Source organism: Clostridium sp. AF37-5, assembly GCF_003477605.1.
Lineage (GTDB): Bacteria > Bacillota > Clostridia > Lachnospirales > Lachnospiraceae > Eubacterium_F.
Map to the genome: position 1 here is coordinate 79,192 of NZ_QUDR01000001.1, position 23,089 is coordinate 102,280.

Below are 23,089 nucleotides of genomic sequence, written 5' to 3' on the forward strand. Positions count from 1 at the left end.
TATTAGGCTAATTTGAGAACGGAGGGTTACGAGTGAAAACATTATTAGAGAGAAAGATTAGTTTAGTAGTAATTATTTTGCAGTTTTTAGTTTCCTTGTTAGTTTGTATTTATTTTGGAACAACAGGGCTTGTACCGGTTAAGTACATGGTTGCGATTGCAGTCATTATGGTTGTATTGCTTGTCTATCAGGTGATGAGCCAGCTGACAAACTCCAGTTATATATTTGGACGTGTGTTAGCCGTTCTGTTTTGTGCCGTGTTCCTTGTTGGTGCGAACTATGTGAGAGAGAGTATGGCAGCATTCCAGAATGTCGGTGGTGCAACCAAAAAGGTTGATGTTATTTCTTTCTACGTCATGAAGGACGATGCAGCAAAGACATTAGCAGATGCTAAAAATTACTCTTTTGGTATTCTAAGACAGCAGGACCGTGAGAATACGGACAAAGCAGTTCAGGATGCAAGTAAGAAACTGAACAAGACATTGAACACGGTTGAGTATGATGATCCGTTGACAATGGTAGATGCCTTGTACGCAAAAGAAGTGCAGGCAATTATCATGAATAAAAGTTTTGTAGATACGGTTAAGAGCCAGTATAAGACATTTTCCACGGACACCAGAGAGCTGGATACAAGCAAGATTGAGTCAGAAGTAGAAGAATTGGTTGATACCGATGTAACAACAAAACCATTTAATGTTTATATCAGTGGTATTGATGTATATGGTAAGATTGGACAGACAAGCCGAAGTGATGTAAATATTATTGCGACGGTTAATCCAGTTACAAAGAAAGTATTACTGACATCTACACCTCGTGATTACTATGTACCGCTGTACAGTAAGGGCGGTAAATCGTATTCCGGAGGTATGCCGGATAAACTGACCCATGCCGGTATTTATGGTGTTGACTGCTCGATTAATACACTGGAAAAATTGTATAACATTGACATTGATTACTACGTACGTGTCAATTTCACCAGTCTGAAAAAGATTGTTGATTTGCTTGGCGGTGTAGAAGTGTATTCGGATTATGACTTCATTTCTGACTGGGGTCCACACGGTGCCGGTACACATTATAAGTTCAAAAAAGGTTATAACAAAGTAAATGGTAAGAAAGCATTGGCATTCTGCCGTGAGCGACACCATTTCGCAAATGGTGACTACCAGCGTGGACGTGACCATCAGCATATGATTGAGGCAATTTTGAACAAGGTGATGTCACCTTCCGTACTGCCAAATTTCTCAAGTTTGTTGAAAGAATCGAAGTCCATGTTCCAGACAAGTATGTCTAAGGATAAGATTGTATCGCTCTGCAATATGCAGTTGAATGATATGGCAAAATGGAAGATTGCTTATGCGAATGCCGAGGGTACAGGAGCTAAGAAGACGACCTTCTCGATTCGCTCAACGGCGCTGTATGTTTGTGAGCCAAACTACAATTCCGTGAAGAAGATTACAAAGAGAATGAAAAAAGTAATGAAGGAAACGAAAGAAAACGAGAGCTCGGCTTCCGATAAGAATGACGTTATTAAGTAAGACATTACACGAGATAAAACGGCCGCTTTTTAGCGGTCGTTTGTCGTGAATAAGTGGGGAATAAAATTGATTACGAAATTACAGGATTTGTTTATTCTTCTCCTTAATCCATGGATTCCGATTGTGGGAAGAATAAAAGACAAGGTAAGGTACCGGCTGATTACGCTGTGCTTTGTAATTGACCTTGTTTTGTTTTGTATCGTCCGCTACGGACTTCATAAGGAAAGCTATTTTTATAATACGGTTTGTGGTATTTTTGTTATGTTTGCCATTGCCATATTATCGCTTGACCGGACATTGGTTCATATCCACTGGAGACGTTCTCTTTGGATTGCTTGGTTTGGTATGTGCATTTCCTTTACCGTTTCGGATATTCTGGTGCCGAAAAAAATGTGTGGACTGGGTCTGATTTTAGCTTTTGTCTTTACCGCTGTATTTTTTGTGTGGCAGAATCATACGAGAAAAGATTTGTTGTGGCAGTGCTTCAAGAATGCCATAAAATGGTCGTTTGCCGTTATGTCGGTGATTTCCTTTTTGTTCCGTCCTCTGTATGAGGGAGGCAGGTATGCCGGCATTTTTACAAATCCGAATACGTTTGGATTGTATTTGTATATTATTATCGCTGTATTTTTGTCGGATTTGGACTGGTGTGTGGAGACCGGCCGGTCTTGCCGGAAAAACATTGTAACGTATGTTTCGCTTGCCTTATGCTTTTTCTATCTGGAAAAAAGTCAGGCGAGAACTTCACTGATTGCGGTTGCAGCAATTGTGCTGCTTTGGATTGTACTGCGGTTTTATTTGGCCAAAAAGACAAAAAATTACCGGACCTTTTTAGGAAACTTAGGCTGTATGGCAGTATTCACCGTAGTGCTGTATCCTCTGTTTTTAATCTGCCTTTTGCATCTGCCAAACATTGTTGGACATCCGATTGTGTTTGAAGGAAAACCTTTGTATTATACAAGTGAATTTCAGGGGAATAAAGAAAAAGCGGATGAGCCGGACGATGTTGTGGTGCCACAGTATAAAGATGTGGAGGAGACACAAAACAAGAAAGATACGATTGCACCACGCAATATGTGGGAACGCATTTGGTATAACATCAAGTATTCAAAGGGCTTGAATGCCATTACGAATGGAAGAATTGATATTTATCTTGCCTATTGGGATAAAATGAATTTTAAAGGACATGCCAGCACCTCAATGGTAGTGGATGGGGAAAAGAAAAACCATTCGCATAACAACTGGATTCAGTTTGGTTACACCTATGGACTTCTCAGTATGTTTTTCTATGGTGTGATTACGTTATTAGGGGTAGCGTTTTCTTTGAAATTTTACCTGACACAGAGAAGAAAAAATGCAACATATGCTTTTTTGATACCGGCAATCTGTATCGGATTTGTTATTGCTACACTGACGGAATGTTTGTTTCTGCCGTTTGAAGTATTTCCGGCATTTGCGTACTGGTTTGCATTTGGTGATTTATTTGTGAAAAAAGTACCAAAAAATAAATTTTTACAGGAATTAGAGGACGAGGCATGATACAATTTTGACATGTAAACGTCCTAGTATAAAAAATGATTGAAAGATAGGAGAAAAACATGAAGGAAAATAATAAAATATGGTTGCGTTATATCATATGTTTTGGGCTGATTGCCATTCTATGCTACTTGTTTCCATATACCGGAGATGACTGGGCATGGGGAAGTAAAATCGGTATCGACAGATTAAACAACTGGTTTGAAAATTACAACGGACGATATGTGGGAAATCTTATTGTTTTGGCAATGACGCGCTCAAACCTTTTAAAGGCAGTTATTATGTCATTTTGCTTAACAGGAATTGTAGCACTTTGTGAGTATATATTTAAAAGAAAATGGGTTTTTTATGTAAGTTGTGTTGCACTTGTTTTGATACCTAAATTGATTTTGCGTCAGGCCGTTGTATGGACGGCAGGTTATGCAAACTACGTAACCTCAATGTTTTTCACATTGTTATTTATAGCGTATGTTTATCCTATTTTTCAGGAGACAATGCCACGAAGAAAAGTTTGGCATTGTCTGCCGCTCTTTGTGTTAGCGGTAATAAATGCATTAATTGTAGAGCATTTGACAATTTATAATGTGGTTTTGGCTTGTGGTGTGCTTGTGTATACAATTTGTGTTCATCGCAAGGTGGTTGCTTCTCATGTGGCGTATTTAATCGGAAGTGTGGCAGGGGCAGCTTATATGTTTTCAAATTCGGCATATCATACGATCGCAAATAATCAGGATCAGTATCGTCAAATGGCAGAGGGAGGAGTAATCAGTCGTGCATTTGACAATTATGTCAATGAAATTGCAAAGCATCTTTGCCTGAATAATTGTTGGATGAATTTAGCAATCGTTATTGTATGTGCTATGATTTATAAAAAGATCTATTCTGACGTAAATGAAAACAGAAGTGTGTTAGTAGCAAAAATTTGTCTGGTAGTTATGGCAGGATTTACGACATGGTCTTTGTTGTCGTCCTTTGGCATCAGTACATTTGCAAAACAGAACCGGTTATTATATTTTGAAGCGGCTTTTGTGGCAGCTTACATGATTGCACTTATTATTTATTGTATTATTATTGGCAGTCAAAAAAAATGTTTATGGAAAGTTTTGTTTTGGAATGCGGGAATTGTTTGTGTTGCCGCGCCGTTACTTGTTGTAAATCCGATTGGTGAGAGATGCTTTTTTGCCACGTATATACTGTTTTTGATGCTCCTTTTGGAACTGCTTATCCTTTTAGACGGAGAAGAGAAAGAAAGCCGGATTTTTACAAAGACATTTTGTAAGACATGCGCAGTTGTGTCCATTTTCGGATTAGGCTTTTATCTTAATATTTTTTCCTCAATCTATCAGGTGGATAAAGAACGATTGGCTAGAATTGAGAGACAGGTAGAGGCAGGTAAAACGTCCGTGGAAATTCGGCACTTGCCATACGAATCTTATTTATGGACAGCCACTCCTGAATGGGAGCCATGGATTGAGCGTTACAAACTGTTTTATGGTCTGCCTGAGGATTTGGAAATAAAAGCAGTATGGGAATACAGTAAGAAAAAATAACAAGATTACGGAGGAATGTTTTATGGAAAGGAAAAAAATTTCAGTTGTTGTGTCCGTATATAATGAGGAATTGTCTTTGAACCAATTTTATAAGACAACAGTAAGTGTTTTGGACAAGTGTGTTTGGGACTATGAACTTATTTTCGTAAATGATGGCAGCCAAGATGGCAGTATTGAATTGTTAAAAGGTTTTGCAAAGGAAAATGCCAAAGTTAAGGTGGTCGATTTTTCACGTAATTTTGGACATGAGGCAGCGATGATTGCCGGTATTGATCATGCACAAGGGGATGGAGTTGTGTGCATGGACGCAGATTTGCAGCATCCGCCGGCATGTATTCCGGACATAATTGCTAAGTTTGAGGATGGTTATGAAGTAATTTCGATGATTCGAACGAAGAATGCAGATGCCGGAATTATTAAGCGAATTACGTCAGGTGCCTTTTATAAAGTTTTGAATCTTATGTCGCCGGTTAAATTTGAAAATAATTCTTCTGACTTTTTTGCTATCAGCAAAAATGTAGCAGGCGTTCTGCGAAAGGACTATAGAGAAAAAATCCGCTATTTGAGAGGATATGTGCAGAGTGTTGGATTCCGAAAAACAACATTGGAGTTCGAGGCACAGAAGAGAGAGGCAGGGGAAAGTAAGTACAGCATTCGAAAACTGCTGCATTTTTCCATTAATGCACTGTGCAGCTTTTCGGATTTGCCATTGAAACTGGGAATGTATTCAGGTGTATTTGTGGCTCTGTGTGGTTTTATATTGATGATTTTCACTATTATAAACAAAATTGTCAATGGAGCACCGGCGGGGTATTCTACAATCATTGTAGTTTTATGTTTTATGTTTGCGGTTGTTCTTATGGTAATTGGAATTATAGGAGAATATATCGCCGTTTTGTTTGCGGAAATTAAGGATCGACCGATATATATTGTCAGAGATATTTATCAGGAAGAGAAAGAGACTCATGGAGGAGAGAAAGAGTGAAAGTTTCGGTAATTGTTGCTGCTTATAATGCAGAGAAATATGTAACAGAGACGATGGAAAGTCTCGCCAATCAAAGTATCGACGATTATGAAATTATTGTAGTCAATGATGGTTCCAAAGACCACACGATTGACATTTTGAGGGATTATGAAAGCCGTTATGACAACATAACAGTTGTGGACAAGGAGAATGGTGGACCTTCTTCGGCGAGAAACCGCGGACTGGATTTGGCAAAAGGAGAGTATGTATACTTCTTTGATGCAGATGATGTCTTAGAGTTAGACGCCTTAGAGGCACTGTATGAGCGTGCAAAAGAAAAAAGGGCAGATTTAGTTATTGCTAAGTATGATATTTTTAATCGTTTTCAGACTTTTGCAGTCAATGGAATCAATGATTTGGTGCAGATGGAAAAAATAGACAAATATGAGCCACAGATTCTGTGGACGTTTTCGCTGTGTAATAAATTATTTAAACGCTCAATTATTGAGCAGTATGAACTGCGTCTTCCACCGATTTCCTATTCGGAGGATGGGGCATTTTTGATGCGTTATGTATACCGTACGAACCGAATTACCGGACTTGACCGTGTGATTTTCCATTACCGCAGAATGTTTGATGGTGAGGCGGAGTCGATTACGGCTTCGATTTCTTCTTGGAAAATCAAAGACTACATTGAGGCACACCGGCTGATTTTGGAGTCGGCAAAAGAAAGTATTTTAATTGATTTCCCACAGTACAAAGATATTGAGGAAGTAAAAGAGAATAATGACGATATTCACAAATATTTAAATGAAATCAGCCGAAAAGAAGTGCAGATTCTGTTGGATCAGTTTTATGCGAAATACTGGACACTGCCAAAGGAGACAATTACGCATCTGGTTTCAGAAATGAATGATAAAATTTCAACATTGGATATGCGTGATATTTCGATGTTAAAAGATTCTCACCCGGAATTTGCACTTGACAATCTGGCGGTAGACAAAGAGGATTTGCTTTCTCATGCGTGGTTTACCATTGCCCTTTATGGGGAGAAAGAACAGGAAGAAAAATTTTTGTTAAGTATTCAGAGTCTGACACTGCAAAATCTGATTGCCATTCGGATTATAATGCCGCTTTTCTGGAAAGAGACAGTGGAAAAAGCCGGATTTTTACAGGATAATATGGAGTTTTTTGATGTAAAAACAAGAGATGAACTGTATTATCAGGCATTGGAACAGGCACAGACGCCATACATTACTTTTGCGGATGCAAAAGTCAGTTATGCGAATAATGCATTTAAGTATGTGATTAAGAACTTTATCAAATCACCGGCAGATTTTATGTCAGAATTGATATATCACCGCAATTTTGGAGATATGCAGGCGGTACTTTTCAGCACGGTGGCATTGAATTCCGTAAAGACAGGCTATGAAAATAACCCATACATGGGTATGGATTACACACTTGCCAATAAATTTTTCAAGACGGAATTTTTGAAAAATCAAACCCTAGATAAGTCAAAAAGTCTGCTGTCACATCTGACAAAGTGGTACCATAGAGGATATTTTACGTTTATGAATGACCGTATTGTATTCTATGAGGATTTGGAAGCAACATATGTGGATTATGTTGGAACGAAGGAAACCATTCCGATGATGAAGGAATATTTGGTAGATAGAAAAGCAGATTTGAACAGCCCGGAGATTGTTCCGGATTTAAATGAGATTATGCCGAAGATGCTTCGTTTCCCGTCTGAAAACATCGGTCAGATTTTGTTCCGTAAGATGGTAAATTTCCTGCGACGCTATCCGGTAAAAGAGCAGGTGCTGTTTTTTACGGTGCGAAAAGACGGTGAACTAGAGGGTAATGCAAAAGCACTATATCCGTATGTCAAAGGAAAGAAAGTGATTTGTGCCAAGCGTCTGCCACATAATCCTTTTACGAAACTTTATATGTACTATAAAAACATTACAAGCCGTGTTATTGTGACGGATGACTATAACCGTTATCTGCGTCACTTCCAGCTGCGTCAGAGCCAGCGTGTTGTACAGTTGTGGCATGCCTGCGGTGCGTTTAAGAAATTCGGACAGCGGGGAACCAACATGTCGATTGCTGCGGATCATGCTTATCATGTGCAGTACAATATGGTGACGGTAAGCAGTGACAGAATAAGAAGTATTTATGCGGATGCCTTTGATATCGATGTGCACAAGGTAAAGGCGTTGGGATGTCCGAGAACGGATGCATTTTATGATGAAAAGCTGATGGATGAGACAAAGCAGAAAGTATATGCCGCACATCCGGAATTCAAAGACCGCTATGTTATTGTATATGCACCGACATTTCGTGATATAGGGGATGACAGAACGCAGTTTAAACCGGATTTGGATTTTGATAAATTATCAAAAGACTTACTGCCAAATCAGATATTTGTAATCTGCCCGCATCCGGTCATGAAAAATAAAATTGTAGAGAAGTCTTATGACAATATCGAAGTTATCAGAGATTTCTCCACAAATGATATGATGTTGGTATCGGATTTGCTGGTAACGGATTATTCTTCTGTTATTTTTGAATATGCGCTTTTGCGAAAACCAATAGCATTTTACTGTTATGATTTACTCAATTATAACCGGGGCTTTTATCTGAATTATCCGGATGATTTGCCGGGGGATGTTTATGAGACGCAGCAGGCACTTACAGCGTATCTAAAGTCACCGGAAAAAGATACATTGACAGAAAAATATGACCAGTTCATTGAAAAATATATGGGAGCGTGTGACGGACACAGCAGTGAGCGGATTGCCGCTATGATTAATCAGTATATGGAGGAAGCGAAACATGAATGAGACAGAAATTACATTTTTGAGCAGCCGCGGACGTGGGCTGAGTAATGACCTTGCGCTTTTGAAAGATTATCTTGCGAAACAATCCGGAGAGGATGTAAAGCTCCGCTATTATTTGAATAATGAAAGACATAAAAATCCACTGGCAGCACATGGTTACCGCCGTGCGAAAAAGGATTTTATGGAGGGTATGACAAATGTTGTCTGTGTGGATGCTTCTCTATCAACTAAAATTAATAACTTAGCACCGGAAGGCAGTCGGATTTTACTGGGTGTTCCATATGATTACCAGTTTAAGAATATGTTTTTAATGGAGTCAAAAGGAAAAGAATTTAATTTAAATACCTTTGCAAGATTTACGCACATCATTCCGGGCTCTCCATTTACAGCAGATTTGTTAAAACGGGCGTATCGTTTAGAAGATAAAGAAATAATCGAGGGTGTTTCCCTGCCGTTTGCCTATGATATAGGGGATGCTAAAAGAAGAGAGAATGTCTCGGAACTGATTTATTATTACTTTCCGCATGCAAGAGACAAAAAGATTCTTTCTGTTATTGTATATGGTGATGAAGAGATGAAAAGGAAGGATTGGGAATCTATTGATGTAAAGCAATGGATAAAAGAGCTTGGGGAAGAATGGTTTGTTTTTACAAACAGTGAAATTTTGATGGAAAATGCATTTTCTATGGGAAATCAATACAAAAGAAGCTTTGGCTATGTAAACCGGATTCTCCCGGTTCCGGATTTGTTGTATGCTACAGATGTTTTGGTGACAAATAACGGACGTTTGGCTTCTGCATTTTCAATTTTAGAAAAGCCTTTATATGTTTGCCACTACAATAAAAATTACTTTGAAAAATATGTTAGTTTAAAATATCCGGAAATGTATTTTGAAAATGCCGGGAGGTTGTGTGAGGCAGCATATCAGGTGGATGTGTGCAATAGAGCACAGGCGGATTTTAACGCAGGTATGTCATATGGTATTGAGAAAAATGTATATGATCAAACGTTGAAATGCTTGTTAGATTGAATGAGAAAGAGAGGAAAAAGATGAATCGAATTGCAAAATGGGATAATGCAAAATTTGTGTTAATAATATTGGTTGTTATTTGCCATTTTTACGAAAATTATTTAGGAAGTTCTAAATTGGTAAATTCCTTGTTCTTCTCCGTTTATACGTTTCACATGCCGGCTTTTTTTCTGATTTCAGGTATGTTTTCCAAGAAAACCGTGAAGGAAAGAAAAATTGTAAAAGTAGTACCATATCTGCTGGTTTATTTGTTTATGAAAATGTTTGGTTATTTTGTATCCGGTATTATGAATGGAGGAACATTTATATCGGTTGATTTCTTCAGGGAACCGGGTGCCGCTTGGTTTATTCTTGCGTTATTTTTCATGTATTTAATTACGTTTTATACCAAACAATTTCGACCTGCTTATGTTTTGATTGTATCTGTTTTTGTTTCAATGGCAGCAGGTTACTCCAATATGGATACGAATCTTTTCTGCTGGTTGAGGATTGCAATTTTTTATCCATTTTTTTATGCTGGATATGCATTGTCAATGGATACAATTACGAAATGGACAGAAAATAGAAAGTTGAAAATAGTTTCATTGGCAGTTATCCTGATATATTTTTTAGTCTGCTATGTCGGAATTGATAAATTATTTTGGGCGAGATTTCTGTTGACGGGAAGAAGTTATGAGGCACTTACGCATGGTGCATTTTATGGTGGTATTTTACGGTTGTTTACGTATGTGTTATCCTTTGGGCTTGTGTTCGCTTTTTTATGCATCATTCCAAAAGGAAAAAATATTTTTTCTCAATTAGGAACGAGAACTTTGGGTGTTTATGTATTTCATTATAATTTCATTAACCTTTTTGTGCATTCTTGTTGGTACAAGGCACTATATCATAATTTCCCAAATACATGGGAAATTATACTTGTTTTACTTGGAATTGTGGTGACCTTGATTTGCTGCTTGAAACCATTTGATGCATGCTGCCGTGCGATTTTGTCCGGTAAATGGAAACTTCGCCTCGATGATGAGTTGAAATGACAAACTATCTGTGATATGATAAAAACAACGAATTTTTTTGGAGGTTTTAGCAGATTATGATATTTGGAGTATTGTTAGCAGGCGGTGTTGGAAGCCGCATGGGAAATGTAGAGAAACCGAAACAGTATATGAATATTGGTGACAGACCGATTATTATTCACACAATTGAAAAGTTCTTTGTGAATGATAAATTTGAAAAAATCCTTGTTTTGTGTCCGGAACAGTGGATTTCACACACCAAGAATCTTATAAAAAAATATTTGGGGGAGACAGACCGTATTGCTGTGATGGCAGGTGGTACAACAAGAAATGAGACGATTATGAATGCCATTTCTTATATTGAAGAAAACTATGATGTGGATGATGATACGATTATTTTGACTCATGATTCCGTCCGCCCATTTGTGACACATAGAATTATTGAGGAAAATATTCGTTATGCACTGGAGTATGGTGCCTGCGATACGGCGGTAGCTGCGACTGATACGATTGTACAGAGTGAAGATGGCAAGGTGATTTCATCTGTGCCGGACCGCAGTAAGATGTATCAGGGACAGACGCCGCAGACATTCCGCTTAAAGAAACTGAAATCGCTGTATGAATCTTTGACCGATGAGGAAAAGAAAATTCTTACGGATGCAGCGAAGATTTTTGTTATGAAGGGCGAAGACGTATATCTCGTAGAAGGAGAAGTATCAAACATTAAGATAACTTATCCTTATGATTTGCGTGTGGCAGAAACATTGATTCAGTCGGAGCAGGAGGATTAAGAGCAAATGCTTAATACAGTATACCAGTTGGTGGCTCCTCGTAAATTCGAGGTCACTTATGAAAACATCGGATTGCAGGATGATGACATTATCGTTCGTCCGACACATCTTTCGATTTGTAATGCAGACCAGAGATATTATCAGGGGCTTAGGGAAGAACATGTACTTCGTCAGAAACTGCCGATGGCATTGATTCATGAAGGGATTGGTGTTGTACTTCGTGACCCAAGTGGCGAGTTTGAGCCGGGGGAAGAGGTTGTGATGATACCGAATACACCGGTAGAAGAAGATGAGTTTATTGCGGAGAACTATCTTCGCTCAAGTAAATTCCGTGCCAGCGGATTTAATGGATTTATGCAGGAATATGTTAAAATCCGCAAGGACAGATTAGTCCGTCTGCCACAGGGAATCAACAAAGAAGTAGCGGCATTTACGGAAATTGTCAGTGTCAGTGTTCATGCGATTTCACGCTTTGACCGTTTTGCACATGGTAGAAGAAATGTGGTAGGTATCTGGGGCGATGGTAATTTAGGTTATATTACGGCTGTGTTTTTCAAAACAATGTTCCCGGATACAAAACTGTATATTTTTGGTGTCAGCAAAGACAAGCTTTCTGATTTTACATTTGCTGACGCAACGTATCAGGTAAGTGACATTCCGGAGAATATGGAATTAGATCATGCTTTTGAGTGTGTGGGTGGAGCCGGTTCCGGAAAGGCAATCGACCAGATTATTGATTTTATTAAGCCTGAGGGAACGATCTCTATATTAGGAGTATCGGAGTATCCGGTACCGATTAATACCCGCATGATTTTGGAAAAAGGATTGAGAGTATTCGGAAGCAGCCGAAGCGGAAGAGTGGATTTTGAAAAGACGGTTGAATTATATAGAGAGCATCCGGAAATTATCAATTACTTGTCTAATATTGTAGGCGCGGTAATTCCGGTTCGTTCGATAGCTGATATGAAAAAGGCATTTGAGATGGACATTCAGAAGTCCTTTGGAAAGACGATTATGCTTTGGGAGAAATGAGGTATCTTATGATAGCAGTGATTGTACCAATTTATAATACAGAAAAATATTTACGGGAAACAATAGACAGTGTCATTTGCCAGACACTGTCTTTTGCAGAGCATATCCGGCTGATTTTGTTAGATGATGCCAGTACAGATGGCTCATTTGCCATTTGTGAGCAGTATCAGAAGCAGTATCCAAAGCAGATTGTAGTGAAGCACTATGACACAAACCAGGGTGTTTCTGCACTTCGCAATGAAGGTGTACGGATTGCGGGAGAGATGGGTGACGAACTTATTACTTTTTTAGATTCGGATGACAAGTTAGCGGATGATGCAATGGAAAAAGCGGTGCAGTATTTTGATGCACATGAAGATGTCTTTGTGGCGGCTATAGGAATTCGTTATTTTGATGCTTATGAAGGTGAGCAGCGATTAAACTGGCGTTTTGAAAAGACGGATGTTGTTGATATTAAAAAGGATTATACGTATCCTCATTATTATGTAGGCGGCGTGTTTTTAAGGCATGCGGTACTTGATGAACTGCATTTTGATGAGTCGCTGAGTTTTTGGGAAGATGCGCTGGCTGTGAATCAGGTGATTGTTTCTCAGGGAAAATACGGATTGATTGCCGGAACGCATTATTACTATAGAAAGAGAGAAGATGAATCTTCTCTTGTCGATACGGCATGGCATAAAAAAGAGCGTTATACAACGCTGTTATCGTCTGGTTATGGACAGTTATTTGCCTACTCAAGGAAAAAGCACCATCGTATTATTCCTTATGTGCAGTACATGGTAGCGTATCATATGCGGCTTATGATGATGAAAAGTAAGCAGAGCATTATCGAAGAAATTTTGTCGGAAGATGAGTTGGCGGCACTCAGAGATGATGTGCAGAAGGTATTAAAAAAGATAAAAGTGAAATACATTTTACAGATTCCGACGTCACTTCCGATTATTGAGGGAATGCTCTCAATGCGTGCCGGAAAACAGGTGCGTGCCAAACGTGTCTACAAGGACAATGACTGTGTACTTATGTATAAGGGCGTTGAATTAGCCAGAATGTCTGAGCGTTCCGTTAAATTGTTCCATATCATAGAAGATGAGGAATCGGAGTTTAACGGTATGTGGAGAGGGCGTTTCTGCACACCGATTTACGCTATGAAAAAAGAAGATTATATCTTTGCCGAGCATAACGGTGTACGGATTAATTCAGAAGAATTTATTTGCCGTAAACAAATTTATATTCTTGGAAAACGTCTGCGATGCTACTATCATGCAGGGTTTGCCATTGCGATTCCGAAAGAATGGGATCGTGCTGTGTTTGGAATTCATATTGCAGAAGCAGATGCGGATATTTTGATGAATGAGATTGTATTTAATGAGGTAAGGCTGATTTATTTTGAAGGGGAAACAGAAGAACATGATGAATTCGAAATCGACAGAGATGATGAAAAAGACATGTAAAGATCATTTTTTTAAAGCGGGGCAATGGTTTTGGTTTGTGTTTGTGTACGGCATTGCTTTGATTGCCTTTAGCAGTTTGATACAAAAATCTTTTTTTGCGATGATTTTACTGCCAATTGTTGTTTATGGAATATATCATTTTTTTATGAGAGAACGAATTGCCTTTAAAGAGATAAATTATCAGATTGTTTTTTATGTCATAAGCATTGTTTTTGCTGTGTTTATGTTTTTTGTTGCTTATTCCGTGCGTGTGCAGATTTTTTCATGGGATTGGGGAAAAGTAATTCGTTCTGCAAGTGAGTATACATTAACAGATAAGTTGACAGATACTACGTACTTTGCAAGATATCCGAATAATCAGTTTTGGTATTGTATTTTGACATTCTTTTTCAGAATGGTTCATTTTATATGGCCGGAGACGGGGCTAAATGAATTTTATTTAGCGTCTATAGCACTTGGATGTGTTATGACAGTGGCATCTATCTTGTTGCTTCATCACATAGCGGTTCTTATTTGGAATGAAAAGAAGGCATTTTTTGTTGGTTTAATGACATGGTTTTGTATGCCGTTGTGGTTATGGGCTATGTATGCTTATACGGATATAGCAGGAATGCTTTTGCTGGTAGTTATGCTGTATTGCTACACGAAGGCTGTTTTGAGTGAACCCGGCTGGAAAGTTTTTTGCTGGTTGTGCTTATTTGGAGTGGCTGCATCTGCTGCATTTTCAGTTAAAGTTACTGTGTTTATTCTCTTTATTGCAGTTTTCGCCTGCTTATTACTTCAAAAAAAATCATGGAAAAAGATTATTGCCGGTATTGTCATTGTAGCAATTTCGTTTGGAGTCGGTCATGGATTGTGTAATTATGTAAAGTCTTCTGTAATTCCGTTAGAAGAATCGTATTGCGATGCCTATGAATTTCCGCTGACCCATTGGATTATGATGGCACTTGGATATGGGGGATATCAGCAGGAGGATGTCGATTTTACCATTTCATTTAATTCATATGAAAAGAAAAAAGAAGCTAATATAAAAGAGATTAAGAAACGATTGAAGGCACGTTCTTTCCATGAAAGTTTTAAATTTTTTGGTTATGATAAACAAGTTAGAACATGGGGAGATGCTACACTTGCCAGCTGTGTATATTTAGCTGAAGGCCCACAGGAGCCTGACAATATATTAAAACAATTTGTGACATTAAAAGGAAGCAAATACTGGATAGCTCTTTTGTATATGACGCTATATTATGGCTTAATACTTGTTGGGATGTTTTTATCGGCACGATTTGCAGTAAAAAGAAAATCTGATGCAAAAGCGGTGGATATGCCGATTTTTGCTTCAAGTATTACGATGCTTGGAATAGCATTGTTTCAGACTATTTGGGAATGTAATTCAAGATATTTAGTTGTATTTATTCCTATTATGATTTTGTTAGCTGCCGATGGCTTTTTTGCATGGAGAGATTACCTTAGAGGGGAGAGGATAAAGTGAAACACTATCATTTTTCAAAATCCGACACATCAATTGCGAAATTAATTGCTATTAGTTTGATGCTTTTGCATCACTTATTTGGATTTACGGATCGGATTTTGCCTGAGAATATGTACCAGAGTTTATATATGTTTCGCGGGCAGCCTATAGAAGCAGCAATCTGTGCTTCTTTTAAGGTGTGTGTTGCGTTCTTTTTGTTCCTTAGTGGATATGGAACATATCTGAGTATGCGTAAAAGTAAATCAATTTCGAAAATGATTGCAAATCGTATATTTCGGTTTTTAAAATACATATGGCAGGTTATGATTATTTTTGTTCCAATTGATTTTATATTAGGTGTGACAAAGGTAAATCTTACATCCTCATGGACAATTCAATATGATTTTGAAAGCATTATTCTTAGCATGCTTGGATTTGAAAAGTATAATGGTGAGTGGTGGTTTGTTATGCCATACATATTTTTACTTATGATGACGCCGCTTATGCTTCGGTTTTTAAAGAGAAAAAAAGCTGATTTCTTTACAGATTTTCTCGTTGTTTTGGGGATTGCTTTGTTTTCTTTGTATGGTATCCCTAGGTTGATGAGTTATGATATGTTGGTTGACTTTAAAGGAACAGTATGGGGAATTCTGCTTTGCAACGTTGTTTACCTACTTCCAATTTATCTATTTGGTATGATTTTTGCAAAGTATCAGGTATTCTCGTATTATCATCAGATATTACCGAAAGGAATATTAAGTTACCCTGTATTATTATTTGTTGCGGCTGCAGGTTTTTATATGCGTTATAAAATTGGATCTTCTTATGACTTTTTCCTGGTTGGACCTATGATTTATGCGTGTGTTATGCTTATTAAGAAAATTCCGGGAGTTATCTGGGTGTCAAAAAAGGCAGGAAGATATATTACTTTTGTTTGGTTGATTCATAGTTTTTACGTGTTTCAATTTGGACAGAAATTTATATATTCCTTCGGAAATCCGATATTAATTTTTATCGTGCTGACAGTGGTTTCTTTTGCTTCAGCAGCAGCTGTTTACTGGCTTTTTACCGGATTATCCAAAGGAGTCAAGAAAATCAGATGCTTTCATAATCGGACAGTGTAAGTCTGTTTTCCAAAATTATATCAATGGCCTCACGTACAGGAGCGCCGCCGGACTTTTGAGTCAGAACAAAATCAACATATGGAAGCAATGCGGCAGCGCAGTCAGCCGGTGCAAAGGTAATGCCGGCTGTTTGCATTGCAGACAGATCATTCATATCATCACCAATATATACCGTTTGTTCAGGAGTGCAGTCATATTTCGCCATTACATTTTTCAAGATATCAGCTTTATCGCGAACACCCTGATAAAGCACGGTAATCCCTATTTCTTCGCATCGTCTGGTGACAATTTTTGAACGGCGGCCGGTGATGATAATAGGAACAATACCCTTTTTTATTAAGAGTTTAATACCTAATCCATCTTTTGCGTTAAATGCTTTCATTACCTCACCGTCATTACCAATATAAATTTTTCCATCGGTTAATGTTCCGTCGACGTCCATTGCAAACAATTTAATATTTGAAAAATCTTTTTTCATGTGAGTACCTCCGGTATTAGTAATTATTCATCCATTACCGTTTCAAAGTAAGATGGTGTAATGAATGAGATAGGGCAGCTTGATTTTCTCGTATTTTTATAATCAACAAGCATGCTTTTTATATCTTTATTTGCTTCTTCAGCATTTAATGTATTTCTGGTTTTTTCCATGGCTTTTTCAACGTAATTCGGATTTTCACTATTATGGCTATAACCATCAAAACCTGCGATGGAAATGCTATTCACATTCATCAGGTCTAGCAGACGAAGAAGAAGCACGCCAGAATTATCGAGCTGCTCCCAACCGCATTTTACCAATCGCAGAAAATCGATAATAAAGAGATTATCATCTTTCCTTGTCGTTACATTTGATGTCACAATTTTTTTACATTTATTAAAAGCCGCTTCATTACGCCAATACTGGTACCGGTTTTTGTTGCTGAAATATGCAAAATCAATCGGATAACAATCGGTGAGAAGATTAACGCTAATTACAATAGGATTCTTCTCTTTATAAAAATGCTGAATTTGTCCCTGGCATGTTTTAATCGTGTGACCGGGAAGAAGAACCAAAATATCTTTCCCACTGAGTGCATTTTGAAGTGATGCAATGGCAGAATCATCCTCGCAGTGTGTATTTTGATAATCCAAATAGGTCTTTTCGAGAAGCGAGTAGTCGTACCGTTTTCGCTCCACCGGGTCCAAACGGTTTAGTAAAAAGTTAATATCGCGGCTTGCAATTCCTGCCTTTGCCGAAAGGTAGGAGATGTTGTTTACATGCGCACTGTGCGAACCGGCAAGAAAATATGGGATGGAGTAGCCCCATTCATAACTGTTATGGAAACCGTCGATATAATTGTCTATAAGATCTAAAACAATATCAATATCATAACCACTATTAAACTTACGGTTCATATACTGCATGACAAGTTCTGTATTTGTATTTCCTGCGCCACGTCCCATGCCTGCCATTGTGCTGTCTACAACAATATCGCGGAGTCCCTGGCTCATATCGATAAAATCCTGAGATAGAGCAAAGGACATCTGCAGGTTATTATGTGAGTGGAATCCAATTTTAGCATTTGCCCACAAATTATGATGAACCAGATAAAATACACGCTGTAAATCCTCACGATACAGAGAACCGAAGGTATCGACGATGGAAAAGGCATATGGTTCCAATTGATTTATTTTTTCAATCAAGTCTAAAAGTTCAGCATCTGTATATCCTAATATGTCAACAGGCTGCACATAAAGTTTGTATCCTTTATTGACGATTGCTTTACAAAAATCAATAACTTCAAAACGTTCGCTTTTAAAAAAGCAGGCACGTACACCATCAATTGAAGTGCCGTCATAAGGCTCTAAGTTATCAATATGGTATCGGCTGTAATCGGCAAGGCAGACATAAGATGAATGCCTTTTGTCTGTAGGTAAAAATGAGCGGAGCTGTGCAGCATTATTAAAGATGGTTGTGCCCTCCCGATGTGGTTCGTCTTTCAGAAATCCGCATTCAATAACATCTATGCCGCTTTCTGTTAAACCTTCAATAATTCCTTTTATTGCGGTATTGCCAAATTGACTGTCAATCAGGTATGCACCATCGCGCAGTGTACAATCTAATATATTTACTCGTTTCATAAAAACCTCCCTGTTAAAATTGATACTACCATTCTGATGGAAGAAGCCAATTCTCATATGGTATCATATGTCCAAATGCGTCAATGGCCCCTTTCGCTGTTGGATAGTAGCGGCCTACCATACTATTTTTAATTGCAAGAAGTTCCGGGGCAATCTGTTCTCCCGGAATTTTATTGCTTGAATTGTAATAGCGTCCAAAATAATATAGGGTAGCAGATTTATTAGTCATCTTATTATAACATTGTGTTACCATTTGGGAAATCGTTTTGTGTAAAAACTTTCCATATTCACCAAAAGGATTATGAGTGGCAATCAAATCCCATTTTTTGTAGGATAAGATAAGATTAATATCTTCCTGCATAGCATTTTTACATGTGGAAAGCATATCGGTTTCATACTTTCCGTTACTAAATGTTTTTCGGACGTCCGGGTAATCCAAAATCAGGTATTTGTCATTTGTCGTACGCATTGTTTGCTCAAAGGCTGTTCTTCGTTTTGGATTCCAGCCATGCGTCATGCAGACAACGAGATATTCACCTTCTATAAGATGTCCGCCGCCCCAAAGTGTCTCATCATCCGGATGTGCGGTAATCATCACTTTTTTTATGGCAGTTAAGTCAAGGTTATCTAACATTTGTTTCGTAATGTAGCCTTTTGTACGAGTGATTTTAAGATTCCAGCTGCATGTAAGAGCTGGATTTGTCTTATATACTGCAGTAATAGTAACAGTTTCAATTGGACGAAGGGCAGTTACTGTACCATTTTCATCAACGGTTGCAGCGGTTTTGTTGCTGGATGTCCATTTGATTCGATGATCCGTTGCGTTGGCCGGACCTGTGACTAACTGCATTTTATGTGATGTTCCGGATTCTAACGAAACAGGATTGTTCTTTGCAAATTCTATTGAGGTATATGGTATATCCTCAATGGTAATATGATGTTTTGCCTTTTTTTTACTTTCTTTCTCGCGAACTGTTATAGTAACCTTTCCTGCATGGTGGGATGTGACAACACCATCCTCATTGACTGTGGCAACACTTGGATTGTTTGACGAAAAAACAAGGGTATCATCCGTTGTGTTTTTTGGAGAAAGAGTAGTTGTCAGTGCTATTTGTTCACCAACAAGTGCGGTATTTTTTCCGGAAAGTGTGATTTTTTTTATCTTGATGCGTTTTTTTACTTTTAATTTAAATGAAGTGCGCTTTGCTGTTCCTTTTACCGAAGCGGTTATGGTTGTAGAACCTTTTTTTTTGGCTTTTACAATGCCTTTTTTTGAAACAGACGCAACTTTTTTATTTGAGGAGGTGAAAATTACTTTCTTAAAACGCGCATTATGGGGTTTTACCAATGTTTTCAATTCCAGTCTATCGCCGGTTGCCATGGCTTCTTTTGGTTTGTTTGTTATTTTGATTGATTTGGTACGAAAATAGGAAACGACACGTACAGAAGCTGTAATATCGTTTGGATTACCGGGAATTTTGAGAGAAATTGTAACGGTTCCCTTTTTCTTTCCGGTGACGGTGCCATGTTTGTTTACAGAAGCAATGCTGGAATCACTGCTTTTCCATATCCAAGCGGCTTTGTTTTGCGTTGAAAGTGTTGAATCTTTCACTTGCATTGTAGTTTTTTTCCCGATTTGTACGGATTTATCAGGCATATCCTGAGCTGCCTGTACTTTGATATAAGTACTGCTGCATGTTAAAAAAAATACAGCACCCAAGAAAAATAAGACTTTTTTTGTTATAGTCATAATAATAACATCTCCTTTTGTTAAAAATCCTTTGGTTTATAAAATAAAAAACATATGTGAAGAAAATATGTCAAATGGACACATTGTTTTTTCTTATTATGTTTTCCACCAGTGCAACATGTTCCGGTAAGTCCACACCAATGGAAGTGTAGTTTGTTTCTTTTAAGCGCATGGTGTATCCCTTTTGCAGTGCACGCAGTGGTTCAATACCTTCACCTTTTTCCAATTCTGTCTGCTCCATATTTGCAAATTTTAACAAAAAATCTTTTTTATAAGCATAGATTCCGACATGGCGAAAAACTCGTGCTAACTGACCGTCTTTTAAATTGGACGGAATAACAGAGCGGGAGAAATACATTGCATCTCCCGTGTCGTTTGTTACTACCTTTACTGTGCTTGTGGCACGGATTTCATCAGGATCTGTGATTTCCTTTTTTAAACTGCCAAAATAAACCGATTCATCTTCTGTAAAAATGGAAATCACTTCTCGGATCATTTCCGGGTTAATGACAGGTTCATCGCCCTGAATGTTGATATACAAATCGCCATCGGTGTGTTCGGCAACCTCTGCTACGCGGTCGGAGCCTGTCTGATGGGTATCTTTTGTCATTTTAACATTCATGTTGTATTTTTCGCACGCGGCACGAATTCTTTCATCATCTGTGGCAACGTAAATTTCGTTAAGTTCCTTGACTTTCATAGCCTGATGATAGACCCAGTATATCATTGGTTTTCCGCAGATTTCAACCAATGGTTTTCCCGGAAAACGGCTGGATTTATAACGTGCCGGAATAACACCGATTATCTTCATTTTGATTCCTCCATTTTTTTACTCAAAACATCTTCAAGTTTTACGCGTGGAAAGATTTCAAGATTTCCACCGCGAGTTGCATTATAGATATGAATATTATGTTTCTTTGCATACGAATCAAGAAGTGCATATACTTCCATGGAGCGGTCTATGATGTGCTCCCCAATTTGTTTGGTTGTTAAAGTATTTGCATGCATTCTTGTCTTGATTCGGTTAATATCGGTTTCTGCAACTTCTTTTGTTGTGTAATTATCTGTAAAATGTCCACCTTTATCATGAGGGTTTGTACAATCCACGCCGAGCAGATAAATTTCTTTAAAGCCCATATGAAACGCCATTTCGGCAGCTAGAGAAAGTACGGTTGCCTTAATCATGCAGTATGCCTGAATGTTTCCGCGGACTTTGTAGCGTTCGGTTGGAATGGTATGGACGTAAGTGGTATCGACCGGTTTTTTGCGCATGCGGCGATAGGTGCGCTCTGTTGTAAACAGAGGAGCCTTTACCATTTTGGAAAGTTCGATGCCAAGCTTGGATGCGTAAATTGTGTCAGATACACAGTGAAATGACGGACGCCAGTCGGTTTTGTCAAAAATTTTGTATACCATGTTTGTACCGAAGGTGTATTCATCTTTCAATAAATGTAAATCTTCACCGGTCAGACTGGGACCGTTTCCAATGAGAAAACACCGTTCTCCTTTGTGACTGTCCTTCAAACGCTCGAGGCGTAAACTATTATTGTTATGGAACATTCCGTGAGAGCGGAAAAATCCGAGAACATTATAACGCAGTAACAGCCATAAAATGCGCATTCGGTTGAGCGTTTTTTTAGTATAGCGTACAAAACGTTCGTAGAGGGTTCTCTTATGAGGCAGTGCCCTAAGACACATATCAATCACTCGTTTGCCGGAATTCCCATCTTCATATGGATTAAATTTTTGGTTAAATTCCAATTGCTTGTCTCGATAAGGAAATTCGCATTCCTGACGGTGGATGGCATCAACCAGTTCCAGTTCCGTTTTTGTGATTGGTCCCGGTAATTCTTCCGGCGACAGGTAAAGACCACGCACATCTTGTTCGTAGGAATCTGCGTCGTACATATGAAAAACCATCGGACGCATTAAATTTGCATAGTCAAACATGGTGGAAGAGTAGTCCGTAATCATTAAATCACTGACTAAATACAAATCATTGACCGACTCTACGTCACTTACGTCATATATGACAGGGTTATCTTTTATTTTTGCCGCTCCAATTTGGTGATGGGCGCGAAATAAAAGAATATAATCGCTGCCGAGCATGTCCATCAGTACATTGACATCAAAACCATCCGGCAAGGAAAATGCCCCATTTTCATCCAGTGATGAGTCACGCCAGGTTGGTGTATAGAGAAGAACCTTTTTCCCTTCCGGAATATGTAATGCTTCCTTTTTCTTTTGGATTTCCTCACTTGTATAATGAAAAAGTTTATCATTGCGAGGATATCCACTTGCGACAAATTTTACAGAAGGATCTCCGATTGCAAAAGCAGAAGCTATTTTTTCACTATAATAAGGAGACGGAGATGGAAAAAAGGTTACTTTTTTCCCTTTTGCCCGGTATCGTCTGTGCATATGAGAACGTGTCTGACGAGGATCGGAATCTGTTTCGATATCACAGCCGAGTCTCTTTAACGGTGTACCATGCCAAGTCTCGATATAGATTTGGGTTTTTCGTGGTTTTAGATAATCAGCAACTGTGATATTGTTAATCCAGTAACGAGCACTGGCATAATATCTGCGGTAGGCAGAAGTTCCCTTCTTCACCAGTATGGTATGATGGTTTTCCAGTAAATCAAAATGCGCTGCAGGGTCAGTGAATGCCCACACAAAATAAAACGAGCGGAATTTTTCATCCTTTTGCAGCTCGTCATATATGGCACGCACGCTGTCAGTGGCTTTTTTTCCGCCATAGGATTCAAAGACAATATAGTTGTCAGAGACTGTCGAGTGCAGTTTTGTAATACCGTATTTTATCCGATTTTTATAGTAGGACAAATTTTGTCTTAGCATGTAACGAGACTGCTTGTTCATGGTT

The 23,089-nt window shown here is 38.4% G+C and carries 17 protein-coding genes; 12 read left to right on the forward strand and 5 right to left on the reverse strand.

The annotated features are described in order from the left end of the window. Nucleotides 1-32 precede the first annotated feature (32 nt). The 12 genes from DW019_RS00375 to DW019_RS00430 all read left to right on the forward strand — a co-directional run bounded on the left by DW019_RS00375 (nt 33) and on the right by DW019_RS00430 (nt 16,337). The gene (locus tag DW019_RS00375; RefSeq protein ID WP_117478359.1) at nt 33-1,535 is read left to right on the forward strand and encodes an LCP family protein; all 1,503 of its coding nucleotides are present in this window, start codon (nt 33-35) and stop codon (nt 1,533-1,535) included. A 66-nt stretch (nt 1,536-1,601) separates the two neighbouring features. After that, nucleotides 1,602-3,074, forward strand: a complete 1,473-nt coding sequence (locus DW019_RS00380) for a hypothetical protein (protein WP_118442141.1) — start codon at nt 1,602-1,604, stop codon at nt 3,072-3,074. A gap of 59 nt (nt 3,075-3,133) precedes the next feature. Then, nucleotides 3,134-4,621, forward strand: coding sequence for a DUF6056 family protein (locus DW019_RS00385; protein ID WP_118442142.1), 1,488 nt, complete (start codon nt 3,134-3,136; stop codon nt 4,619-4,621). A 22-nt stretch (nt 4,622-4,643) separates the two neighbouring features. Then, complete coding sequence (locus DW019_RS00390) at nt 4,644-5,606, forward strand: glycosyltransferase family 2 protein (protein WP_022378125.1); 963 nt, start codon at nt 4,644-4,646, stop codon at nt 5,604-5,606. Further along, nucleotides 5,603-8,434: a CDP-glycerol glycerophosphotransferase family protein gene (locus DW019_RS00395; RefSeq protein WP_118442143.1), complete on the forward strand. Its 2,832-nt coding sequence runs from the start codon at nt 5,603-5,605 to the stop codon at nt 8,432-8,434. Before DW019_RS00390 ends, DW019_RS00395 begins: the two co-directional genes overlap by 4 nt. Beyond that, nucleotides 8,427-9,461 carry a CDP-glycerol glycerophosphotransferase family protein gene (locus tag DW019_RS00400; RefSeq protein WP_118442144.1) on the forward strand — a complete coding sequence of 345 codons (1,035 nt, stop codon included), beginning with the start codon at nt 8,427-8,429 and terminating at the stop codon, nt 9,459-9,461. Before DW019_RS00395 ends, DW019_RS00400 begins: the two co-directional genes overlap by 8 nt. 20 nt (nt 9,462-9,481) lie before the next feature. Further along, nucleotides 9,482-10,492 carry an acyltransferase family protein gene (locus DW019_RS00405; RefSeq protein WP_182430985.1) on the forward strand — a complete coding sequence of 337 codons (1,011 nt, stop codon included), beginning with the start codon at nt 9,482-9,484 and terminating at the stop codon, nt 10,490-10,492. 56 nt (nt 10,493-10,548) lie between these two features. Continuing rightward, nucleotides 10,549-11,262, forward strand: coding sequence for a 2-C-methyl-D-erythritol 4-phosphate cytidylyltransferase (locus DW019_RS00410; RefSeq protein ID WP_118442146.1), 714 nt, complete (start codon nt 10,549-10,551; stop codon nt 11,260-11,262). A 6-nt stretch (nt 11,263-11,268) separates the two neighbouring features. Then, nucleotides 11,269-12,294 (forward strand): ribitol-5-phosphate dehydrogenase, encoded by a 1,026-nt coding sequence (locus DW019_RS00415; protein WP_022378120.1) that lies wholly within the window; start codon nt 11,269-11,271, stop codon nt 12,292-12,294. A gap of 8 nt (nt 12,295-12,302) precedes the next feature. Next, nucleotides 12,303-13,745, forward strand: coding sequence for a glycosyltransferase family 2 protein (locus DW019_RS00420; RefSeq protein ID WP_182430986.1), 1,443 nt, complete (start codon nt 12,303-12,305; stop codon nt 13,743-13,745). After that, entirely contained in the window at nt 13,702-15,234 is a 1,533-nt protein-coding gene (locus DW019_RS00425; RefSeq protein ID WP_117478351.1) for a glycosyltransferase family 39 protein, read from the forward strand. The genes DW019_RS00420 and DW019_RS00425 overlap by 44 nt, the downstream gene beginning before the upstream one ends. Next, nucleotides 15,231-16,337, forward strand: a complete 1,107-nt coding sequence (locus DW019_RS00430; RefSeq protein ID WP_118442148.1) for an acyltransferase — start codon at nt 15,231-15,233, stop codon at nt 16,335-16,337. The genes DW019_RS00425 and DW019_RS00430 overlap by 4 nt, the downstream gene beginning before the upstream one ends. Here the strand turns inward: DW019_RS00430 and DW019_RS00435 are convergent. From DW019_RS00435 to DW019_RS00455, 5 genes are all read right to left on the reverse strand, one after another. Then, a complete protein-coding gene (locus DW019_RS00435; protein ID WP_118442149.1) occupies nt 16,309-16,815 on the reverse strand; it encodes an HAD-IIIA family hydrolase in 507 nt (168 codons plus the stop codon). The two genes, DW019_RS00430 and DW019_RS00435, sit on opposite strands and share 29 nt — an antisense overlap. Nucleotides 16,816-16,838: 23 nt before the next feature. Further along, entirely contained in the window at nt 16,839-18,455 is a 1,617-nt protein-coding gene (locus DW019_RS00440; RefSeq protein WP_182430987.1) for an aldolase catalytic domain-containing protein, read from the reverse strand. Between the two features lie 25 nt (nt 18,456-18,480). Next, nucleotides 18,481-20,205, reverse strand: coding sequence for an Ig-like domain-containing protein (locus DW019_RS00445; protein WP_118442151.1), 1,725 nt, complete (start codon nt 20,203-20,205; stop codon nt 18,481-18,483). Nucleotides 20,206-20,275: 70 nt separating this feature from the next. Continuing rightward, nucleotides 20,276-21,016, reverse strand: a complete 741-nt coding sequence (kdsB, locus tag DW019_RS00450) for a 3-deoxy-manno-octulosonate cytidylyltransferase (RefSeq protein WP_118442152.1) — start codon at nt 21,014-21,016, stop codon at nt 20,276-20,278. Next, nucleotides 21,013-23,064 (reverse strand): CDP-glycerol glycerophosphotransferase family protein, encoded by a 2,052-nt coding sequence (locus tag DW019_RS00455; RefSeq protein WP_182430988.1) that lies wholly within the window; start codon nt 23,062-23,064, stop codon nt 21,013-21,015. The genes kdsB and DW019_RS00455 overlap by 4 nt, the downstream gene beginning before the upstream one ends. Between the last annotated feature and the right edge of the window lie 25 nt (nt 23,065-23,089).

Coding starts and splice junctions, on each gene's coding strand:
- DW019_RS00385 (WP_118442142.1), top strand. CDS start 3,134: ATGAAGGAAAATAATAAAATATGGTTGCGTTATATCATATGTTTTGGG.
- DW019_RS00390 (WP_022378125.1), top strand. CDS start 4,644: ATGGAAAGGAAAAAAATTTCAGTTGTTGTGTCCGTATATAATGAGGAA.
- DW019_RS00400 (WP_118442144.1), top strand. CDS start 8,427: ATGAATGAGACAGAAATTACATTTTTGAGCAGCCGCGGACGTGGGCTG.
- DW019_RS00405 (WP_182430985.1), top strand. CDS start 9,482: ATGAATCGAATTGCAAAATGGGATAATGCAAAATTTGTGTTAATAATA.
- DW019_RS00410 (WP_118442146.1), top strand. CDS start 10,549: ATGATATTTGGAGTATTGTTAGCAGGCGGTGTTGGAAGCCGCATGGGA.
- DW019_RS00415 (WP_022378120.1), top strand. CDS start 11,269: ATGCTTAATACAGTATACCAGTTGGTGGCTCCTCGTAAATTCGAGGTC.
- DW019_RS00420 (WP_182430986.1), top strand. CDS start 12,303: ATGATAGCAGTGATTGTACCAATTTATAATACAGAAAAATATTTACGG.
- DW019_RS00425 (WP_117478351.1), top strand. CDS start 13,702: ATGATGAATTCGAAATCGACAGAGATGATGAAAAAGACATGTAAAGAT.
- DW019_RS00435 (WP_118442149.1), bottom strand. CDS start 16,815: ATGAAAAAAGATTTTTCAAATATTAAATTGTTTGCAATGGACGTCGAC.
- DW019_RS00440 (WP_182430987.1), bottom strand. CDS start 18,455: ATGAAACGAGTAAATATATTAGATTGTACACTGCGCGATGGTGCATAC.
- DW019_RS00445 (WP_118442151.1), bottom strand. CDS start 20,205: ATGACTATAACAAAAAAAGTCTTATTTTTCTTGGGTGCTGTATTTTTT.
- kdsB (WP_118442152.1), bottom strand. CDS start 21,016: ATGAAGATAATCGGTGTTATTCCGGCACGTTATAAATCCAGCCGTTTT.
- DW019_RS00455 (WP_182430988.1), bottom strand. CDS start 23,064: ATGCTAAGACAAAATTTGTCCTACTATAAAAATCGGATAAAATACGGT.